This window comes from Alteromonas sp. KUL150 (assembly GCF_009811475.1).
Taxonomy (GTDB): Bacteria; Pseudomonadota; Gammaproteobacteria; order Enterobacterales; family Alteromonadaceae; genus Alteromonas; species Alteromonas gracilis.
Map to the genome: position 1 here is coordinate 72,569 of NZ_BLIJ01000014.1, position 17,548 is coordinate 90,116.

12 protein-coding genes are annotated in these 17,548 nt (G+C 44.5%); 5 read left to right on the forward strand and 7 right to left on the reverse strand.

What is annotated here, in order from left to right; translation table 11 throughout:
• Positions 1-39: 39 nt before the first annotated feature.
• Complete coding sequence (locus tag GVO62_RS02930) at positions 40-693, reverse strand: dUTP diphosphatase (RefSeq protein WP_159117663.1); 654 nt, start codon at positions 691-693, stop codon at positions 40-42.
• 684 nt (positions 694-1,377) lie between these two features.
• Here GVO62_RS02930 and recC point away from each other — a divergent pair.
• From recC to recD, 3 genes are read left to right on the forward strand one after another with little or no spacing between them, the layout of a single operon-like run.
• On the forward strand, positions 1,378-5,007 hold the full coding sequence (gene recC / locus GVO62_RS02935; protein ID WP_159117664.1) for an exodeoxyribonuclease V subunit gamma: 3,630 nt from the start codon (positions 1,378-1,380) through the stop codon (positions 5,005-5,007).
• Positions 5,004-9,008 carry an exodeoxyribonuclease V subunit beta gene (recB, locus tag GVO62_RS02940; RefSeq protein ID WP_159117665.1) on the forward strand — a complete coding sequence of 1,335 codons (4,005 nt, stop codon included), beginning with the start codon at positions 5,004-5,006 and terminating at the stop codon, positions 9,006-9,008. The genes recC and recB overlap by 4 nt, the downstream gene beginning before the upstream one ends.
• An 8-nt stretch (positions 9,009-9,016) precedes the next feature.
• Complete coding sequence (gene recD, locus GVO62_RS02945; protein ID WP_159117666.1) at positions 9,017-11,164, forward strand: exodeoxyribonuclease V subunit alpha; 2,148 nt, start codon at positions 9,017-9,019, stop codon at positions 11,162-11,164.
• A gap of 47 nt (positions 11,165-11,211) precedes the next feature.
• Here the strand turns inward: recD and GVO62_RS02950 are convergent, their stop codons facing one another.
• Positions 11,212-11,619: a hypothetical protein gene (locus tag GVO62_RS02950; RefSeq protein WP_159117667.1), complete on the reverse strand. Its 408-nt coding sequence runs from the start codon at positions 11,617-11,619 to the stop codon at positions 11,212-11,214.
• Between the two features lie 162 nt (positions 11,620-11,781).
• Between GVO62_RS02950 and GVO62_RS02955 the strand changes: the two genes are divergently transcribed.
• Positions 11,782-12,099: a hypothetical protein gene (locus GVO62_RS02955; RefSeq protein WP_159117668.1), complete on the forward strand. Its 318-nt coding sequence runs from the start codon at positions 11,782-11,784 to the stop codon at positions 12,097-12,099.
• Positions 12,100-12,117: 18 nt separating this feature from the next.
• Here GVO62_RS02955 and GVO62_RS02960 read toward each other — a convergent pair whose 3' ends face one another.
• The 3 genes from GVO62_RS02960 to GVO62_RS02970 all read right to left on the reverse strand — a co-directional run bounded on the left by GVO62_RS02960 (position 12,118) and on the right by GVO62_RS02970 (position 13,913).
• Positions 12,118-12,690, reverse strand: coding sequence for a DNA-3-methyladenine glycosylase (locus GVO62_RS02960; protein ID WP_159117669.1), 573 nt, complete (start codon positions 12,688-12,690; stop codon positions 12,118-12,120).
• Between the two features lie 15 nt (positions 12,691-12,705).
• Positions 12,706-12,924, reverse strand: a complete 219-nt coding sequence (locus GVO62_RS02965) for a DUF2945 domain-containing protein (protein WP_159117670.1) — start codon at positions 12,922-12,924, stop codon at positions 12,706-12,708.
• Positions 12,925-13,040: 116 nt separating this feature from the next.
• A complete protein-coding gene (locus tag GVO62_RS02970; RefSeq protein ID WP_159117671.1) occupies positions 13,041-13,913 on the reverse strand; it encodes an EamA family transporter in 873 nt (290 codons plus the stop codon).
• Between the two features lie 437 nt (positions 13,914-14,350).
• Between GVO62_RS02970 and GVO62_RS02975 the strand changes: the two genes are divergently transcribed.
• Entirely contained in the window at positions 14,351-15,205 is an 855-nt protein-coding gene (locus GVO62_RS02975; RefSeq protein ID WP_159117672.1) for a hypothetical protein, read from the forward strand.
• A 129-nt stretch (positions 15,206-15,334) separates the two neighbouring features.
• On the opposite strand, the gene GVO62_RS02980 is transcribed toward GVO62_RS02975, so the two are convergent.
• The gene (locus GVO62_RS02980; protein WP_159117673.1) at positions 15,335-16,375 is read right to left on the reverse strand and encodes a methionine synthase; all 1,041 of its coding nucleotides are present in this window, start codon (positions 16,373-16,375) and stop codon (positions 15,335-15,337) included.
• A gap of 131 nt (positions 16,376-16,506) precedes the next feature.
• Positions 16,507-17,493 (reverse strand): DUF1852 domain-containing protein, encoded by a 987-nt coding sequence (locus tag GVO62_RS02985; RefSeq protein WP_373996001.1) that lies wholly within the window; start codon positions 17,491-17,493, stop codon positions 16,507-16,509.
• Between the last annotated feature and the right edge of the window lie 55 nt (positions 17,494-17,548).

Below are 17,548 nucleotides of genomic sequence, written 5' to 3' on the forward strand. Positions count from 1 at the left end.
AACAGCTGCTTTATCGTGTTAAACGAAATGCAACCACGCTCAAGAAGGGTAGCGAGCGCGTAAACCTTCATAAACCAAGTCGCTAAACTCAGGCTTAGTTAAGTCAAGTGCGTCCATAACTTCTACTAAATGCTCGTTATCTTCACGGCCTTCCCATACTTTTACGTAAGTCCCATCCTTGTAACCATTATCTTGGCGGAAAAAATTAAGTACATTCTTACCTACGTATTGACGATACAGTTCGTCGGCCGACATTTCGCACTGACTTACAATGAACATAAATAGGGGAACACTAAAGCGCTTAGCGGCACAGAGCCCAGTCATCAACTCTAAATTATCAAGAAGCGACTGATTTGATGCGTCATAGTCTTTACCGTCAAACGCAACTAAGGCGTTGCCACTTGCCAGTTCAGAGGCAATGCTTTTAGCAGATTCCTCAATATTGCCTTTGTATTCAATAATGCAGGCGCTTAATGCAAAATGCCAAATATCAACTAACTCCATTTGAAGTTGAGGCAAATCTTTCTGCTGCGCCTTCCACCATTTCCAGCCGTGATGCTCGATAGCCTCAACCGACTCGACCATTGCCGCACGAAGGTAGCCATAACCTGCGTTCAGCCAGTCTGGGTTTACTTTTGCGTTCATTTTATCTTGAAGAGAAAGCATGGTGGCGAGTTGTTGCGCGGTTAACATTGTTGCTCCTGACCGTGAAATTATATTGCGTTTTATAAAGGTGAAATTGTACTTGAATGGTGCTTTGGGAGAAACCGCTAATTATCGTTTAAAAGCGAGTTCATCCTTACGATTTGGCTTTATGCGCATTGGTATTTCCCCGTGCTTGCTTGTGGTGCATTTGCACCAAGCTTAAACCTTAAGTATAAACCAAATGGCTCGAAAAATATGTAAGTTATTGATATTTAGAAGTTAAAAAGTTGGCACCCAACATGCAAAATCTTATAGTGTTAACAGTGCTGCGCAGTAGCGCTAACGTGAATGAGTGCCAGGCAACGCTTATTCACGTTGTTACTGAGTAGACCGTAAACCTTACCCATACAGATTTTTCGTGTCCTGAGGTCTGTGTGGGTTTTTTTTTGCTCGAAAAACGTGGCTCTTACACCTTTTCTTTTATCCGCTTGATCACGTTCAATGTTTTTGCCTCTGAAACATCAACCCGCACATCGCTAATGAATGGCGTGAATGAAGCTATTGTAAAGAGACTCCCACCGTTATTTTTAACGCATAAGACATTTGCTTATCAATTTTTAGAGAAATAACTTAACTACTTTGTTGAATACGATACACTAAATTATAACGTCGACGATGTGTGCACGGTATCTTCACTGTATCTAAAAGCACGTTCTACAAAGGATTTTTCGATTGCTTGCGCTATATCCCTCTAACAAATTAGAACATTTAAGTTTTCTTCTTACTACGCTTTTACGTCAACAGCCTTTGGGCGTATTTACGCCGGAAACAATTTTGGTTGAAAGCCCAGGAATGCAGCACTGGGTAAGTATGCAGCTAGCAAACGAACACGGTGTAGCGATGAATATCGACTACCCTTTGCCGGTGCGCTTTATGTGGAATACTGCGCGAACGGTACTAGGAACTGATAAGGTACCAAAGCAATCGCCTTATCGCCGAGAAGTGTTGACGTGGCGAATAGATAATATTCTTCAAGATAGTTCGTTAATGGATAGCGACGCATTCGAGCAGGTAAACAAATACTGGCAGAGCGCAGGCAGTGAACAAGAGCAAGGGTTACAACGTCTTCAGCTTGCAACAGCCTTGGCTGACGTTTACGAACAGTATTTACTTTATCGACCAGACTGGCTATTCAAATGGGAGAATAATGAGCGCGCCGTCTTTGATGATATGGAAATATGGCAAAGTGAAATTTGGCGTATTTTAGCGAAAGATCAGCCCTTGCATCCTGCTCGCTTACACCAAATGACGCTAGAAGCACTCGAAGCGGGGAAAGTGCCAGCTAACTTGCCCAAGCGTGTCATTGTTTTCGCTATCAATACCATGGCTCCCCAACTTATTGCGTTTTTTGACGCGCTCGCTCAGCATATCGATATTCACATCTTTCATCTTAATCCAAGTGTCAATTACTGGGGGGAAGCGAAAAGCAGTAGCGAGCAAGCGAAGCTACTTCGTTTAGAAGGGCTCAGAAAGTGGATGGAAGAAGACCAGTCTAACCCTTTGTTAGGCAATTTAGGCAAGCAAGGACGAGAGTTATTTAACCTGCTTACTGAGCTAGACACGTTTGAGATAAGTGCATTTGATTCGCCAGATTTTGAAGGTGTAGGAGAGGGTGATAGAACAAACGAACAGGTTAATGGCAAAGGCCTGCTCGAATATATCCATAACGACATATTGCACGCTGCACATCCTCAGCCAATTGATAGTCAATTAAAAGAAAACGACGACAGCGTTACCGTGATGTGCACCCATTCAGCGCTTCGAGAAGTCCAAGTCTTACACGATCACTTATTGCATTGGCTTTCTCAAGACAAAAATCGAACACCTTCTGATATTTTGGTCATGTGCCCCGCGATAGAAAATTATGCGCCTTTTGTAGACGCAGTATTTCACAGAGTAGGCACCAAATCTTTAGCCGGTACTGGGCAGGTGCGTCTCCCTTGCACCATAGCCGACAGAAGCCCGATGGATGCGGAGCCTCTTATTGCCGCATTCATGGCGCTACTCCAGCTACCGGATAGCCGTTTTGGTGTGTCAGATATTTTAGATTATCTTCAGCTTGATTCTGTTCAAAAGCGCTTTTCTGTGTCTCAAGATGATATCGAGCAAATGGTGGTTTGGTTAAAACAAGCGCATATCCATTGGGGGCTCAATAGTGCCCATAAAACTGCTGTTTCAGAGGGTGTTAGCTTAGACGACACTTACAGCTGGTGGTGGGGAATTCGTCGATTACTTATGGGAATGCTCGCGCCAGATAGTGAAATGATAGTAAGTGATTTACTTACCATTCCCGATGTAGAGGGGCAAAGTGCCCTTACCTTGGGCAAGCTTATAGAAGTTGTCGCCTTGCTGGGCGAGTTCGCACAGGAATTAACGGCACCGCGAACACCACAACAGTGGTCAAAGGCATTGATTGCACTTCGTGACGCCTGCTTTGTGCCGATAAATGATCAGCAGCAAAGCTGGGATCTTATTGCCAAGGTTGCAGCAGATCTCGCCGCACGGTGCGAAGAAGCGGGTTACGAGCACGAGTTAACGTTGCGTCAGGTCCGCGATCTTTTACTTAATCGGTTCTCTTCGCCTGATGCGGGAAACCATTTTATGACCGGCCAAGTCACCGTATGTTCAATGCTTCCAATGCGAAGTATTCCGTTTAAAAAGGTGTGTATATTAGGGTTGAACGACAGTGAATTTCCTCGCAAATCGAGCCCCTTAGGGCTCGACCTAATGGCAGGCTGGGGTCGTCGAGTTGGCGATCGCTCTAGGCGGTTGGAAGACAGGTATTTATTCCTTGAAGCCATTATTTCAACGCGGGAAAGCCTGTATCTAAGCTACCAAGGTAACGATGTCACCAATAATAGTGAAAGGCAGCCCAGTCTTGTGTTGGCTGAATTTATGGATATGCTAGAAAATAGCTACGCATTATCTTTAGACAGCTACGCGGTTCATGCGCCACTACATCCGTTCAGCGAGGCGGTTTTTTCTGGTGTGTTGCCCAGCTATGAGACAGGGTGGCTGCGGTTGGCCGATGCGCTTCAGCAGAATAATTATCGAGCAGGTATCGAAAAAAGTGCTAACGACGGGCAATCAATAGAAGGCATGGCTAGCGAATCAGCAACCGAGACTATCCAGCCACCAAACGCACTTGCAGCCCAAGAATTACGTTTATCACATATGCAAATAGCCAGAGCGTTTAAAGATCCCCTTGAACACTTTGCTATTCAGAGGTTGGGAGTGAATCTAACTCAATCCTTTACCTTGCTTGAAAACAGCGAACCCTTTGAGACTAATGCGCTGCTTCGTTATCAAGTGCTAGACGCTATTTTTTCATCGCCAGATCGCATGTCAGCTGGTGAACAAGACTCCAATGAACTTACTTACAGTGAACAGGTGATCACGTATGCATCCCTAAGAGGGGATATCCCTAATAACGCTGTGGCGATGGATGAAGTGGAAATGTGGAAAGAAGGGGCGCTAGCGCTGAGTCAAGCTATGGGCCCTCACGATGCGGACCCTAAAAAGGCACAATTTAAAGGGAAATATATTACCTTCAGCACTGCGGCATACAAAGGTCGCGATGCATTAGTAGAGCTTTGTGCCGGAAAGGTTGATACTCACAGAGCGCTGGGCTTTTTCATCTCTCAGTTGGTCTTTTCATGTAGCAATGAAGAAACTAGCTATACCGGTTATCCACTAGAAATCTATTCATGCTCGTGGGAAAAAGGGGAAACTACCCTGAAGAAACGAACGTTTCCTGCATTTGAACGTGATACCGCCGCGCAATTGCTATTATTTATCGAACAGCTTTATTTGGCTATTTATTCCGCGCCAAAGCCTGTGTATCTCAGCCTTTTTGACAGCATTATCCCCGGCAAGAGAAATTCTGAGAGTAAACCTATCGTAGATAGCGTAACCCCTTCACTGTTTAACGAGATTCTGCGCGGGCTTGTGCGAATAAATGAAAGTTCCAGCGAAGCTGACAAGGCGCTGCTAAGCCAGCTTCGAATGACAATTGACGAAATATGTCCGTTCGTAGACAAAGATGATGCACCAAGCGAAGAAAAAGATGAGAAGGTTCAACAGATAGTCGGTCATGCCGCGGCGCTTTTTGACAGTGTCGAGTTGCAGCGGGCGTTAACCGATTGGCAGCAAACTAGCGGGCAATTTAGTGCTGATATAGCGAACAACCCCTACCTTAACTGGCTCTTCCCGCAAGGGGTTAGTTGGAATGACGTACCGCATCTTAGTGCGTTTATATTACTAGCTATGGTGAACAACGCATCTCGAGAGGAGAAGTTATGAGTAATTTTACCCCATCCTCTGGTAACGACATGTCAATCGATACGCAGCCTCACGCCAATGAGCAAGGCAAAGATAATGCACGGCTACTCGATGTTGTGGCAATGCCGCTTAAGGGGCGTCATCTTATTGAGGCCAGCGCGGGCACAGGTAAGACGTTCAATATCACCCGATTGTATTTACGTTTGCTGCTAGAGAAAAAACTTACCGTAAAAGAAATATTGGTAATGACCTTTACCAAGGCTGCCACCGAAGAGATAAAAGGGCGCATTGCTAAAACCTTGAGAGAAGCGTTACTGATTTGGCAGGAAGCTAAAGATAATGGTAATAAAATTAAAGACGACTGCGACCCAGTCTACCAGCATCTGTTTAATAGCTTTGATATTGATGAGAGTTTGGCTTTATTAAAAGCAGCGCAACTTGAGCTGGATGAAGCGTCGGTATTCACCATTCATGGCTTCTGTCAGCACGTGATCACGCAGCTGGCGTTTAACAGTGGCTTTGCCATGTCGTTAAATTTAGGTAATGACACGGGCGACTTGTATCTTCAGGCAGCAGAAGATTACATCCGAAAGGTGAGCAAAAGTGAAGATGATTTTCGGCTGTTGGCAGAGTCTGGTTGGCATACACCTGAAAAGCTATTGCTTGAATTTGGTACCAGCATAAAAAGTACTCTGACCCCACTAATGCTCAGCGAGCAAGATATCGAGCATGCCTTTCAAAAGCGGTTGGATGAATTACCCGATACATCATTGGCTTATGTAAAAACCTTGTCGCAAAGTGTGGAAGAAAACGAAGGGCTATTGGTTGAGCAGCTGATTAAAACCCCCGCACATAGAAAAGAAAGGCCGCAGGAATTAGCTGCGCTAAAAAGCTGGTTGCGCTCGTGCGTAGATAACGCACAGTATTATTTACCACCGCCTGAAGCGGAAGCCTTTGTTAAAGGAACTCGCTATGCGAGAAATTCCTCTGGGGTTAAGGAAATTCTAACACCTGTTAAAGAATTTGCTGCTACGTTGAAAAAGGTATTTGGCGAAAAAGAAAAGGCCCTTGCTAAAGTGCCGGTATTTAAGCTGATTGTAGAGGCTATTGGATTTATCAAAGGGCGTGTTGATAAGCAGAAAAAGCAGCTTGGCCTTATTGATTTTGATGATCTAATTCGCATGCTGGCTGATGAGGTCGTGAAGCCAAGCAATACACTAGTACCTGAACTTCGCAAAAAGTTTCCGGTGGCGCTTATCGATGAGTTCCAAGATACGGATGCCAAGCAATACGCTATTTTGGACGCGGTCTATCCCAATGCATCGAGCAATTCGACCTCACAAACAGAAACAGACCGTTTAAACGATAACGAGGAGAGCGCCTCGGCTAGAGACAGCGCGCTTCTAATGATAGGCGACCCCAAACAAGCTATATATCGCTTTCGCGGAGGAGATATCTTTACCTATTTGAAAGCCGGTAGGCAAGCTGACTATCGCTGGGTAATGAACACAAATTGGCGTTCAGTAGAGGGAATGGTAAAAGCTTATAACCGACTATTTTATGGCGCACCTGTCGCATCGAATGAACCTACAGATGTGTTTGGCTTCGACATCAAATATAACCCCGTTGAATTTACGTCTAAAGCGGCAGCGGCTAAAACACCGTTGGTTGACCCTGCTAATCAACGCAGTGCAATGAACTACGTAAGCATGTGTTTGGAGGAAAAAGAAAATACCAACATCATGCGTCGTAAAATGGCCCAATGGATTGCGCAAGAGATTTACCGCTTACTTAACGAGGCACACTTTGAATTAAGAAATGGCGAGACTAGGCCGGTAAAACCTCAAGACATCGCTATTTTGGTGAAAGACAGAACCGAGGCTGGGGCTATTAAAAATGTGCTTCAGCAAAAAGGGTTAGCCTGTGTGTATTTGAGCGACCGAAGCAATTTGTTTGCTAGTGCCGAAGCGAAGGATGTCCTCAGGCTTCTTAACGGTATATGGCACGCAAACGATACGAGTAAAGTTGCTTCTAGTTTAGCGTCCCCGCTTTGGGGCTATAGTCCACAGATGCTTATCGAACTGCTTTATCACGAAGATGATGCAACATGGGATAGGGCGATGGACAAAGTATTGTCTCTGCGGGATATGTGGCTGCAAAAAGGATGTATGAGTGTGCTGTTGCACTTAATGCAAGATAGCTATTTCCCTCACGCTGATAGCGTGGAGCGAGCGCTAACAAATTATCAGCATCTTGCAGAAGTGCTGGAAAAAGCCAGTACCACTCACCAGCGACCTGAACAGCTACTCGACTGGCTAAATAAACAAATTCACAAGCCAGAAAGCGACGAAGAGCTTACGTTACGTCTTGAAAGTGATAGCCAACTAATTCGTTTAATAACGCAGCATGGCTCAAAAGGCCTTGAATACCCCATTGTGTTCATTCCTTATGCAACGGGCTATCGTGATGCGGCAAAAAATGGTAATTCGACGTCTCAAATATTTACCTACTACGATGAAGAGAAGCAAGATTTGCAAATGCAGTTAGGTCAAACTGCGCAAGCCATATCTCGAGTGCAAAGTGAAAGCGAGGCAGAAGACATGCGCCTTGCCTATGTTGCGGTAACGCGTGCGGCACATCGTTGTTACATGGGGGTTATTCCACTTACAAATAACGAAAAAAGCGCATTGGCGCGCGCTCTAGGCGTGAGTGGGGAAGAAGGTTTGGGTAATGACTGGTCGAGTGTATTACGCCGTGTGGCCGAAGAAGATGAATCTCATGCAAGCTATATAGACGGTGATGAGTTTGTGGAAGTGTATTCAGGCTTTGAACAAAATGAAGTAACTCCTCAACTTACGGCACTTCAATTTACGGGCACCGCGAGCGAGGAATGGCGGCTTTATTCGTTTTCCGCCATGAGCCGTTTAACAACTACTGGCCCAGTGAATAATACTGAAATAGCCGAAGATACAAACCAAAACCTTCCTAGTGTCCCTGTACTTCAAACTATTCGTGATGAAGAAATATTCGCGCTCAATACATTATCTGCTGATGGTGAGATTCTCGACGGGATGACGTCACACCACAACCCGTTTGTTGAAATGAGTTTAGTGACCCGAAGTGACCTGCGTTTTACGCTGGAAAAAGGAGCAAGCGCGGGTAATTTGCTCCACGATATTTTAGAGCATAGCGATTTTAGTGACCCTACTTGGGAAGAGACGGGCAAAGAACTGGTAAATCGTTTTGGATTAGATGAAAAGCGCACGCCTTTTCTATATGCGTGGTTAGACGAAGTCTTACAAACGCCGTTATATCCTAATATGCAACTAAGTTTGAGTGATTTGACCCTTGAGCAAACCCTGCGTGAGGCGGAATTTTACTTCCCAATGAACGACACACAATGGGCGTTGCTTAAAGAGGCTCTAACAAGCCATCGACAAGACGTCGCAGCTACCCTAGGTGGTCAAGCTGAAGTCGCTCCACAGTTAATGACCGCAAAACTACAAGGCATGATGCATGGTTTTATCGATTTGATTTTTGAGCATGAGGGGCAGTTTTTTGTTGCTGATTACAAGTCGACCTGGTTAGGAGATACGTTAGAGAGCTACACACCTTCAGCGCTTTTTGATAACAATCAGCATCACCTTTATGACCTGCAGTATTTAATTTATTGCTTGGCACTGCACCGTTATTTAAGCAATACATTGCCAGATTATGATCCCGATATTCATTTTGGAGGCGTCTACTACCTTTATTTACGCGGAATGCATCCAGAAAACGAGCAAGGGGAAGGCGTGTTCTATACTGATATACCCTCATGCTTACTTAACCAACTCGATGCTATTTTCGCAAGTAGGGATGGTACGCACACCTATCAAGACAAAGCCTATGAGCTTGAAAGCGAAGTGCCTGCATGTGAAGCGCAATCGGATGGCACGCTGAAAAGTGATGCGAGGGTAAACTCGCCAAGCTCAAACAATGGAGCTTCAGGTCAGCAGCAATTTAGTTTCGACGACGAGTAGGAGATGTCATGAACAACTATCAACAATGCGTGTCGTCGTTTTTCGATAATTTATTTGGCATTGAAGCCATCGATAAGTTCGTCGCAAAAGAGTTTGGCTTTGTAGAACCGCTGTCTGAAAGTGATGCTTTAATTTGGGCAGGTTTATTGGTACACCTGTCGTACATGCAGAGAAATGGCCATAGCTGTGTTTATTTAAAAGATGTTGCGGGAACTACGCTTTTTAAAGAGGTAGCACCTTCGGCGGCAAGTAGTATTGCTGAGCAACCATCTGGCGACGTACTTCAAACAGACGAAATTCATGCAAGCGGACGAGAAGAAAAAGCGCTTAAAACAGGCTTTGTGTTACCAGAATTAACGCCTCTACTTAAAATTGTGAAAAGTGCGCTTAAAAACGAGCAGGTTGCTCAGCTGTTCGTCTATGACAATGGCAAACTTTACAGCCGTCGCTACTATGAGTTTGAACAAGAGGTAGCGAGAAACGTTGTGAAGCGAGCAGCGCTTGAGCCGTTAACTGAAGAGGCTAGCGAAAAAGTTAAGCAGCTTTGGCCTGCTATATTCCACACACAGACCACAGAGCATCAAGACTGGCAGCAAATCGCCGTTGCTAAGAGTTTGATGCAGCGCTTTTGCGTGATAAACGGCGGGCCGGGAACCGGGAAAACCTATACTGTGCTGCGCCTTTTACTCGCGCTCCAGGCAAGTAATGAGAATTTAAAAATTGTACTGGCAGCTCCTACCGGTAAAGCGCAGCAGCGCATGACTGAGTCTATTATAAGCAGTATAGAAGGACTTCGGGGGAAGGTAGACGATAGTGCCCTTGATAAAGTGCCTACCGACGCCGTAACCCTGCACAGATTGCTAGGGCTTCGCGAATTCGGCGTTTCAACAAAGTACAACCATTATAACCAATTGACTGCTGACGTCCTCATAGTAGATGAGGCAAGTATGGTCGATTTAGCGTTAATGACTCGCATCGTTAGAGCGTTGCCAGAGCATGCTCGACTTTATCTTGTCGGCGACGCCGACCAGTTGCCTGCGGTAGAGCTTGGCAACGTGTTAGAACAACTTGTTAGCGACGAAACAGTGGTTTTTGACAAGGGTGATAATGCTATATCAAGTAACGCAAGTACTAGTGATGACGCGCTTTCAATGGGAGGAGTGCCTTCTTTAATGCGACAGAGTATCGCAACGCTTTGCCCACATCTCCCCTTGTTGCCTGTAAATGAGGAAGCCAAAACTTATGTGGCGACACTTCAGGCACCGCAGCGCTTCAAGGGGCAGGTGGCGAAGGTGGCGACGGCCATTCAACGTGGCGATGCTAATGAAGCAATTGCCGCCATTGGTGAAAATGACAGTGGCGATGAAAAGACAAAAATTACGTCAAATGCTCTTTTAGGCTTGAAAGCTGGCGTTCATCTATTGCCAGAACAACAAGTAAATACTCGAGATTTACAGAAGCTTGCAAAAGAAAGCTTCTTGCCAATATTTGATGCGAAAAGCGCTGAAGAAGCGCTTAGTTGTCTCAATTTTGTCCGATGGCTCACACCAGTACGAAAGGGTGTAATGGGTATTGAAGGTTTGAACAGTCTTGTATTCGACGCCATCAAGCACAAAATTAAAAAGCGAGAAGGGCACTTCTACCAGGGCCAGCCGATAATGATAGTAAAAAATCATCATCCTCAGCGACTTTCAAACGGCGAAGTTGGCGTAATTTGGCCAGACAGCAAGGGTAAACTTTATGCTTGGTTTTACCAAGATACAAAAAATGAAGTCGAAGTTCCAAGTGCAGATAACAAACAAAACGTAAATGTGAGTAGCGGGCAGCAAAAGCAAGCGCTTCGCAGCATATCACTGTCAAGAGTTCCGCAGTTCGAGACCGTATATGCGATGACTATTCATAAATCCCAGGGCTCTGAATTTAACCATGTAGTACTTATTTTGCCGAAGCCTGACAGCGAGAAGGCCGCTAACCTTTTTCATCGAGGCTTGGTTTACACTGGGTTAACCCGTTCAAAAGATGGTTGCTTAATCATTGCTGATAACAACACTTTCACTGGTATGGTTGCGAAGGTTGACAAGCGTTATTCTGGGCTGTCAGAAGCGATAAAACGAATCACTGCCAAAGAGCAGGTCCTCGTACTAGAAGACGATTAGAAATAAGTACTCTGACCCCCTAAACTTTTGAGGGGCAGAGTACTTTTCTATCTCACAGGGGTAAAAAGGCACAGGCCGTGTTTGTTGATATCTATGGGTGTTTTGCTTATTAAATAGATGCGGGTCGGTGACGTGACGCGAAGGATCCCGCCTTCTGCTTTTAAAAACTGAGAAGGAAGGATCACTGATTTGTCGTCAGAGTCACTGCTGGTTGTTTCAGTTTTCACCGCAAAGTAAGATAACCCGCCGTGATCGAGCCAGCCTAATATATTATCTGGCGTCGCCACAAAATTATCGTGTTTTAATACGCTACTGTGCAGCGTAATGTTGGCCCCAAAAACCGGCTTGGTTTCTATTGCCATTTGAGTATTGGGTTTCAGGTGCAGCCGATAAAGACCATGAGGTTCTGGTACGATCTCGTCGTTTGCATCTGTACTGTTCACTAACGTAAGCATACTAAGTTTCGCATGGAAGTTCTGATGGTTTTATTGTGGTGGACTTATGGCTAGGCTGCATTGACGTGGATCAAGTAGATTTAAAAGCCGTGGTGGGTTGGCATAAATCGACCAAGCCCACTTTAAAAAGTAGAAGTAATTCAGTAATTATTGAGAGACGTAGTGACAGATACCCTAATTAGCGTGCACTTTCGCTTAACAAAGTTGGATGCCATGCAAGCATATACACTAAAACGTGAAATTGAGGGCGCGTACTTCATTAAGCGCGATGGCTCTGATGTGTTTGTAGGTATGGTGCCTTTAAAAGAAACGCTGTTCGACGAGCTAAACGATTATGTTATTCGTCAGCAAATTCAATATGATGCTTGCGATATACTTGTAGAGGCGAAAAATACAACAGGGGAAGTAGCGGTACCAAGGGAGGTAAACAAACTGCTCAAATATATCGACTGTAAGCTAACTTACACTTGCTCCGCATAGCATCAACACTCTCTAACCTTAATGCTTCATTACAAACCGCCAAGGCAATTTGGCATCATGCTGGGCATAATCAATACCAATACGAGGTGAGCTTATAATATTCTCATGGCAAACCGGCGAGGCGTTGCCTTCAATCCAAACAGTGGTTTTATCTAAAATAGATATGCCATTCAGTGCAGGCGTTAAACCGAGAGCTTGAGACAGCTTTGCAGGGCCGGTACACAAAGACCGAGTTGGTGTTTTTATTCCTCTACGCTCTCGCATGGTGTCTAAGCCGACTGTGGGCTTTATTGCCCTAACGAGAACCGAGTCCGCATAGCCCGATTCATTCGTGACTATATTAAACATGCTGTGATAGCCATAAACGGAATAGATATAGGCAATACCACCTTGGCTTTTGAGTACATCAACAGATGAGGGTCTTCGCACAAGGTGCTTTTGCATGGCTAAATCGCAGCTTTCACAATATGCCTCGGTCTCGATAATGATACCGCCAGTAAGTGTGCCGTCTACCTTGCTATAAAGGGAGGCGCCAATGAGCGACTTGGCGATACCAACAACATCGTTATTAATGAAAAAAGACCGTTGCATAACAAGCAAAACCGATTAAGACGACTTCTTGAGCTCACTATGAGACTTTAAAACCTTGCTGCCATCATCTTGCTCTATGAGGTAAGCTGGGTCGCTATCGCTTGCTTCACGTTTAACTGATGAGCCCTTAATTGTGCGCTCAACATCACTGGTAAACTTTTCTCTAATATTGCCAGAAGCGCTACCGTTACCCCATTCCCATTCAACTTCTGTGTTTACAGCGTAGTGTTTCATCGCATTATTCCCTGTGTTCTTGAACGTTAGCGCCATATACTGCTTAAACGGTACGGGTAAGCGCTAAGTTCATAAATCAGAGAAAAAACGATAAAAAGCACGGCAAATTTTAAGAGCTAAGATAAGGTCTCGACCTGTTTTTGCCTCTGAGTAATAGAGCTGCCAGCAGTAGCGATAACCACCAACGCCACAGCAAACCACTGCGAAAGGGTGAGGGTTTCATCAATAATGATAAATGCCGCTATTGCCGCGACGGCTGGCTCGACACTCATCATTATACTGAACGTTTGTTTGGGCATATTGCGCATAGCACTCATCTCTAATGTATAGGGGATAGCAGACGAAAATATGCCCACAGCGCAGCCTATAAGAATAACGTCGATGTTTAGTAAAGCGCTTCCTTGGCTTATTATGCCAATGGGTACAACGCACATAGCGGCTACCAACATGCCCAAGGTTACCGTAACACCGCCCGACCCTTCGTTACCTGTTTTGTTACCAAACACGATGTAGCCAGCCCAGAAAGCACCCGCAGTAAGTGCAAAGATAACACCGAGTGGATCTAAGCTTTCTGAAGAGGCTCCGCCAATATCAGGAAGTAGCAAGCAAACGCCAGCAACAGCTAAAAGAGCCCACGCAAAATCTCGCTTTTTTCTCGCACTAAAAAAAGCGACAGCTAGCGGGCCAGTGAACTCAAGAGCAACACCAATACCAAGAGGAATGCGGGCAATGGCAAGATAAAAAATGATATTCATTGCACCTAAGCAGGCGCCATAAAAGAAAACGTTCCGCCATCCCTTCGCGCTTAAGCGTGCACGCCAGGGCCTAAAAATACCTGTTAAAATTAATGCGGCGAAAAAAGCGCGAAGGGCGCTTGTTCCCTCAGGTCCTACAATTGGAAAGAGCTGTTTGGCAAACGAAGCACCGGATTGAATAGTTATCATGGCCAACAGCACTGCGACAATGGCCAGTAAAAAACGTTGATTCACAATGTATTACAACTTGGATAAGACAAAATTAAATTATATTTCTTCTAGAAATGAAAAGCTTGTCTATTAGGGAAAGTAGTGAAAATTAATGTTGAATAGCAGAGGGTGTCTAAAGTGAGGTTTGGCGTTACTTTACGCAAGAAAATACAGCAAAGCTGTAACGCGTTTAAAAGAGTATGCACAGTAGCTTTTAGCACAATGCTAACGGCAGTTAAATTGATGTTTAAATTGCGGTGTAGCAACGCTCTATTGTGCTATTACGTTAGCTTAAAACGCATGAACTCTTGAATATTAGTATGTATCGCTACCATCACCTATACTGAAGTGCGAACGTAATTCAGGCCATTATTTTTCTAAATACATTGTTCACCGTATCCACCAATCAAGAAGTGTGGGTGATAGTAGTCGGTTGATATTTCCTAATTTAAGGAAAGCACTTGTTTACAATTACCCAGTTACATATCGATATTGCGCGCAACGCCACTGATGATTTTAACTTATTTCACGACCCTATGCGATGGCAGCGAATATCGGGCAATCCATTTCATGGCACTATCGCGCTTGGGTTTCAACTTGGTTTATTCATAGAAACTCAAATTCATCGAGGTGCGTCTAACATCAAACCAAGATGCTATTCAGTCTACGAATTTACCTTCGTAAATCCCGCCAAAGAGGGAGACGAGCTAAGCTTAATGTTCAAGGCTCAAAGGGTTTCACAGACGGAGCAGGGTGAACAGGAGTCACAGCGTTTGATTTTAAAGGCGTCGGGTAAGGCGAGTTTAATGGGGTTTTATCGGCAGTCAGATTTTATGTCGGTAAAAAGCCCTTTAGTTAAATATAAAAAAGAAGACTTAGCTCGACTAGCGGACAGGACGTTGTTAGATGGGGATGTGTTTCTAAAGCGGAAATGGATGATAGTCGGTAATGCTAAAAATTATTTGTTGAGCGCCTTTGCTGACCAATCGCTATATATTGACGAATTCGCAGATAAAGTGCGCTTTCCACAATTTTACCCACTGTCTCTGATGTCTTCAGCCATGCTAGAAAGAGCCCAGGCTCTTAGTTACGATTTAATTAAAAACCCCATGATCTACGTATCGCAAAATTTATGCATTGACAACGACCAGCTCGAGCAACTTAAAAGTAACGACTGTTTAAATATGCTTGTTGCGCCTGTGGAGTCTGACTCTGGCCATCTTACTTGCGCGGGATGGGTAAAAAGTGAATCTCCACTTTTTTGCGCCGAAGTGAGACTTATGCCTCTATCAGATATGCTCGTTAATAATCGTTAACCAGGCCAAATTTTCAGAGCAAATTTTTAATTTGTAAAAAAACGGCGCTGAAAAACGCCGGTTTTACTTTTACTCTATAAGAATTGATTTACATTTTGTACGCTACAGGCACAACCGAAACGGCCCCTGTTAAGCAGTTCGTCTTAGCGCTAATTCTTGTCTTACAATGTCGGCACCTGCACTTAATGCCTCAAGCTTACCTCGCGCAACAGCGCGAGAAAGTGGCGCCATACCGCAGTTAGTGCAAGGGTAAAGCTTGTCTGCATCCACGTACTTTAATGCTTCACGCAATGTAGCTGCTACTTCTTCGGGTGTCTCTATCGAGTCTGTAGCAACATCAATAGCGCCTACCATTACCTTTTTGCCTTTAAGAAGCGAAATCAGCTCAATAGGAACATGGGAGTTATGACACTCTAGCGAAACCATATCAATATTGGACTTCGCTAGTTTAGGAAAGCTTTCTTCGTATTGACGCCATTCCGTACCCAGTGTTTTCTTCCAATCTGTGTTGGCTTTGATACCGTATCCGTAGCAAATATGAACAGCGGTTTCACATTTCAGCCCTTCAATAGCACGCTCTAATGCGGCGATACCCCATTCATTAACTTCATCGAAGAACACGTTAAAAGATGGCTCGTCAAACTGGATTATATCTACACCCGCTGCCTCTAGTTCTTTCGCCTCTTGGTTTAAAATTTTTGCAAATTCCCATGCAAGCTTTTCGCGGCTTTTATAGTGGTCGTCATACAAGGTATCGACCATAGTCATTGGGCCTGGAAGTGCCCATTTAATAGGTTGATCAGTCTGGCTTCGTAAAAACTTGGCATCTTCAACAAATACCGATTTTGGTCGCGTAACCGCTTGGGTTACAACAGGTACGCTAGCATCGTAACGATTGCGAATACGCACGGTTTTACGGTTTTCAAAATCTACGCCATCAAGATGTTCTATGAAAGTGGTCACAAAGTGCTGACGGGTTTGCTCACCATCGCAAACAATGTCGATGCCAGAAGCGGTCTGCTCCTGAAGCGTAACGCGCAGCGCATCTTTTTTACCTTCTTCCAGCGTTTCACTTTCTAACTTCCAAGGCGACCATAGCGTTTCGGGTTCTGCCAACCATGATGGTTTTGGAAGACTGCCTGCAATAGAGGTGGGGAGTAGTTTTTTCATGTAGTTTGGTTTCTTTGAATCAATAATTCGGATAGGTGAATACAGGGCAGGGCGTACTGCCCTTTTCATCGACATTTCGAATTCAATTAGCCCTGTTTGAACGTGATGAGCCGCGCTAAAAGAGGAAGCTTTTAAGCATAGCTAGCCGTAAATTGCTGTAGCTTGTGTTGATAAGGCTTCAGAAAATTATCTTCTACAAACTTGCCTTGCTCAACAGCGAGCTGGCTGCGCTCTTCACGGTCATACACAATGCGCGTTACCGAATGGTCGCTATTTTTTAAGTCCGGCTTGTAGCTTAGACCTGCTTGTGCGTTTGCGTTGTAAATTTCTGGGCGATAGATTTTCTGGAACGTCTCCATGGTCGCAATCGTGCTAATAAGCTCTAAATTGGTGTAGTCGTTTAGCAAGTCGCCGAAGAAATAAAAAGCAAATGGCGCGGCGCTGTTGTGCGGCATGAAATAGCGCACGTTTAAGCCCATCTTTTTAAAATACTGCTCAGTTAGCGACGTTTCATTAGGCTGATATTCCACACCTAATACAGGGTGCTGGTTCTCTGTTCTGCGGTATGTTTTATTGTCAGAAACACTCAAGCAAATTACTGGCAGCTTTGAAAAATGTGTTTTATAGGCTTCTGAATTAACAAAGTATTTAAAAAGTTTGCCGTGCAGGTCGCCAAAGTCGTTGGGTACACTGAAGGATGACTGCCCACGGTTGTGATTAGATAGACGAACGCTAAAATCATAATCGCGAACATAAGACGAGAAGTTGTTACCCACGATACCTTGGGTGCGTTTACCGGTTTGCTTATCGATGATATTGGTTTGCAATATCTCGATAGTGGGAAAGGTGTTGCCATTTCCTTCTATATCAATATCTACCGATACTATTTCTAGTTCAACGGCATAACGGTCACCACGTTCATTGTCCCAGCTAGCTAGTGCATTAAAGCGGTTGTTAATCATACTTAATGCATCGCGTAAGTTTTCTTTGCGGCGCTCACCCCGCGCTAAGTTGGCAAAATTTGTGGTAATGCGCGTATTGTCTGACGGGTGATAATCTTCATCAAACTTAACGCTGTTAATAGTAAAAGAGAAATTTGTGTCCACGTTACTGTTCATGAGAATGCGCTTCTATTCAAAAGATTAAACCGAGTAATGTAAAGGCTGTAAAAGC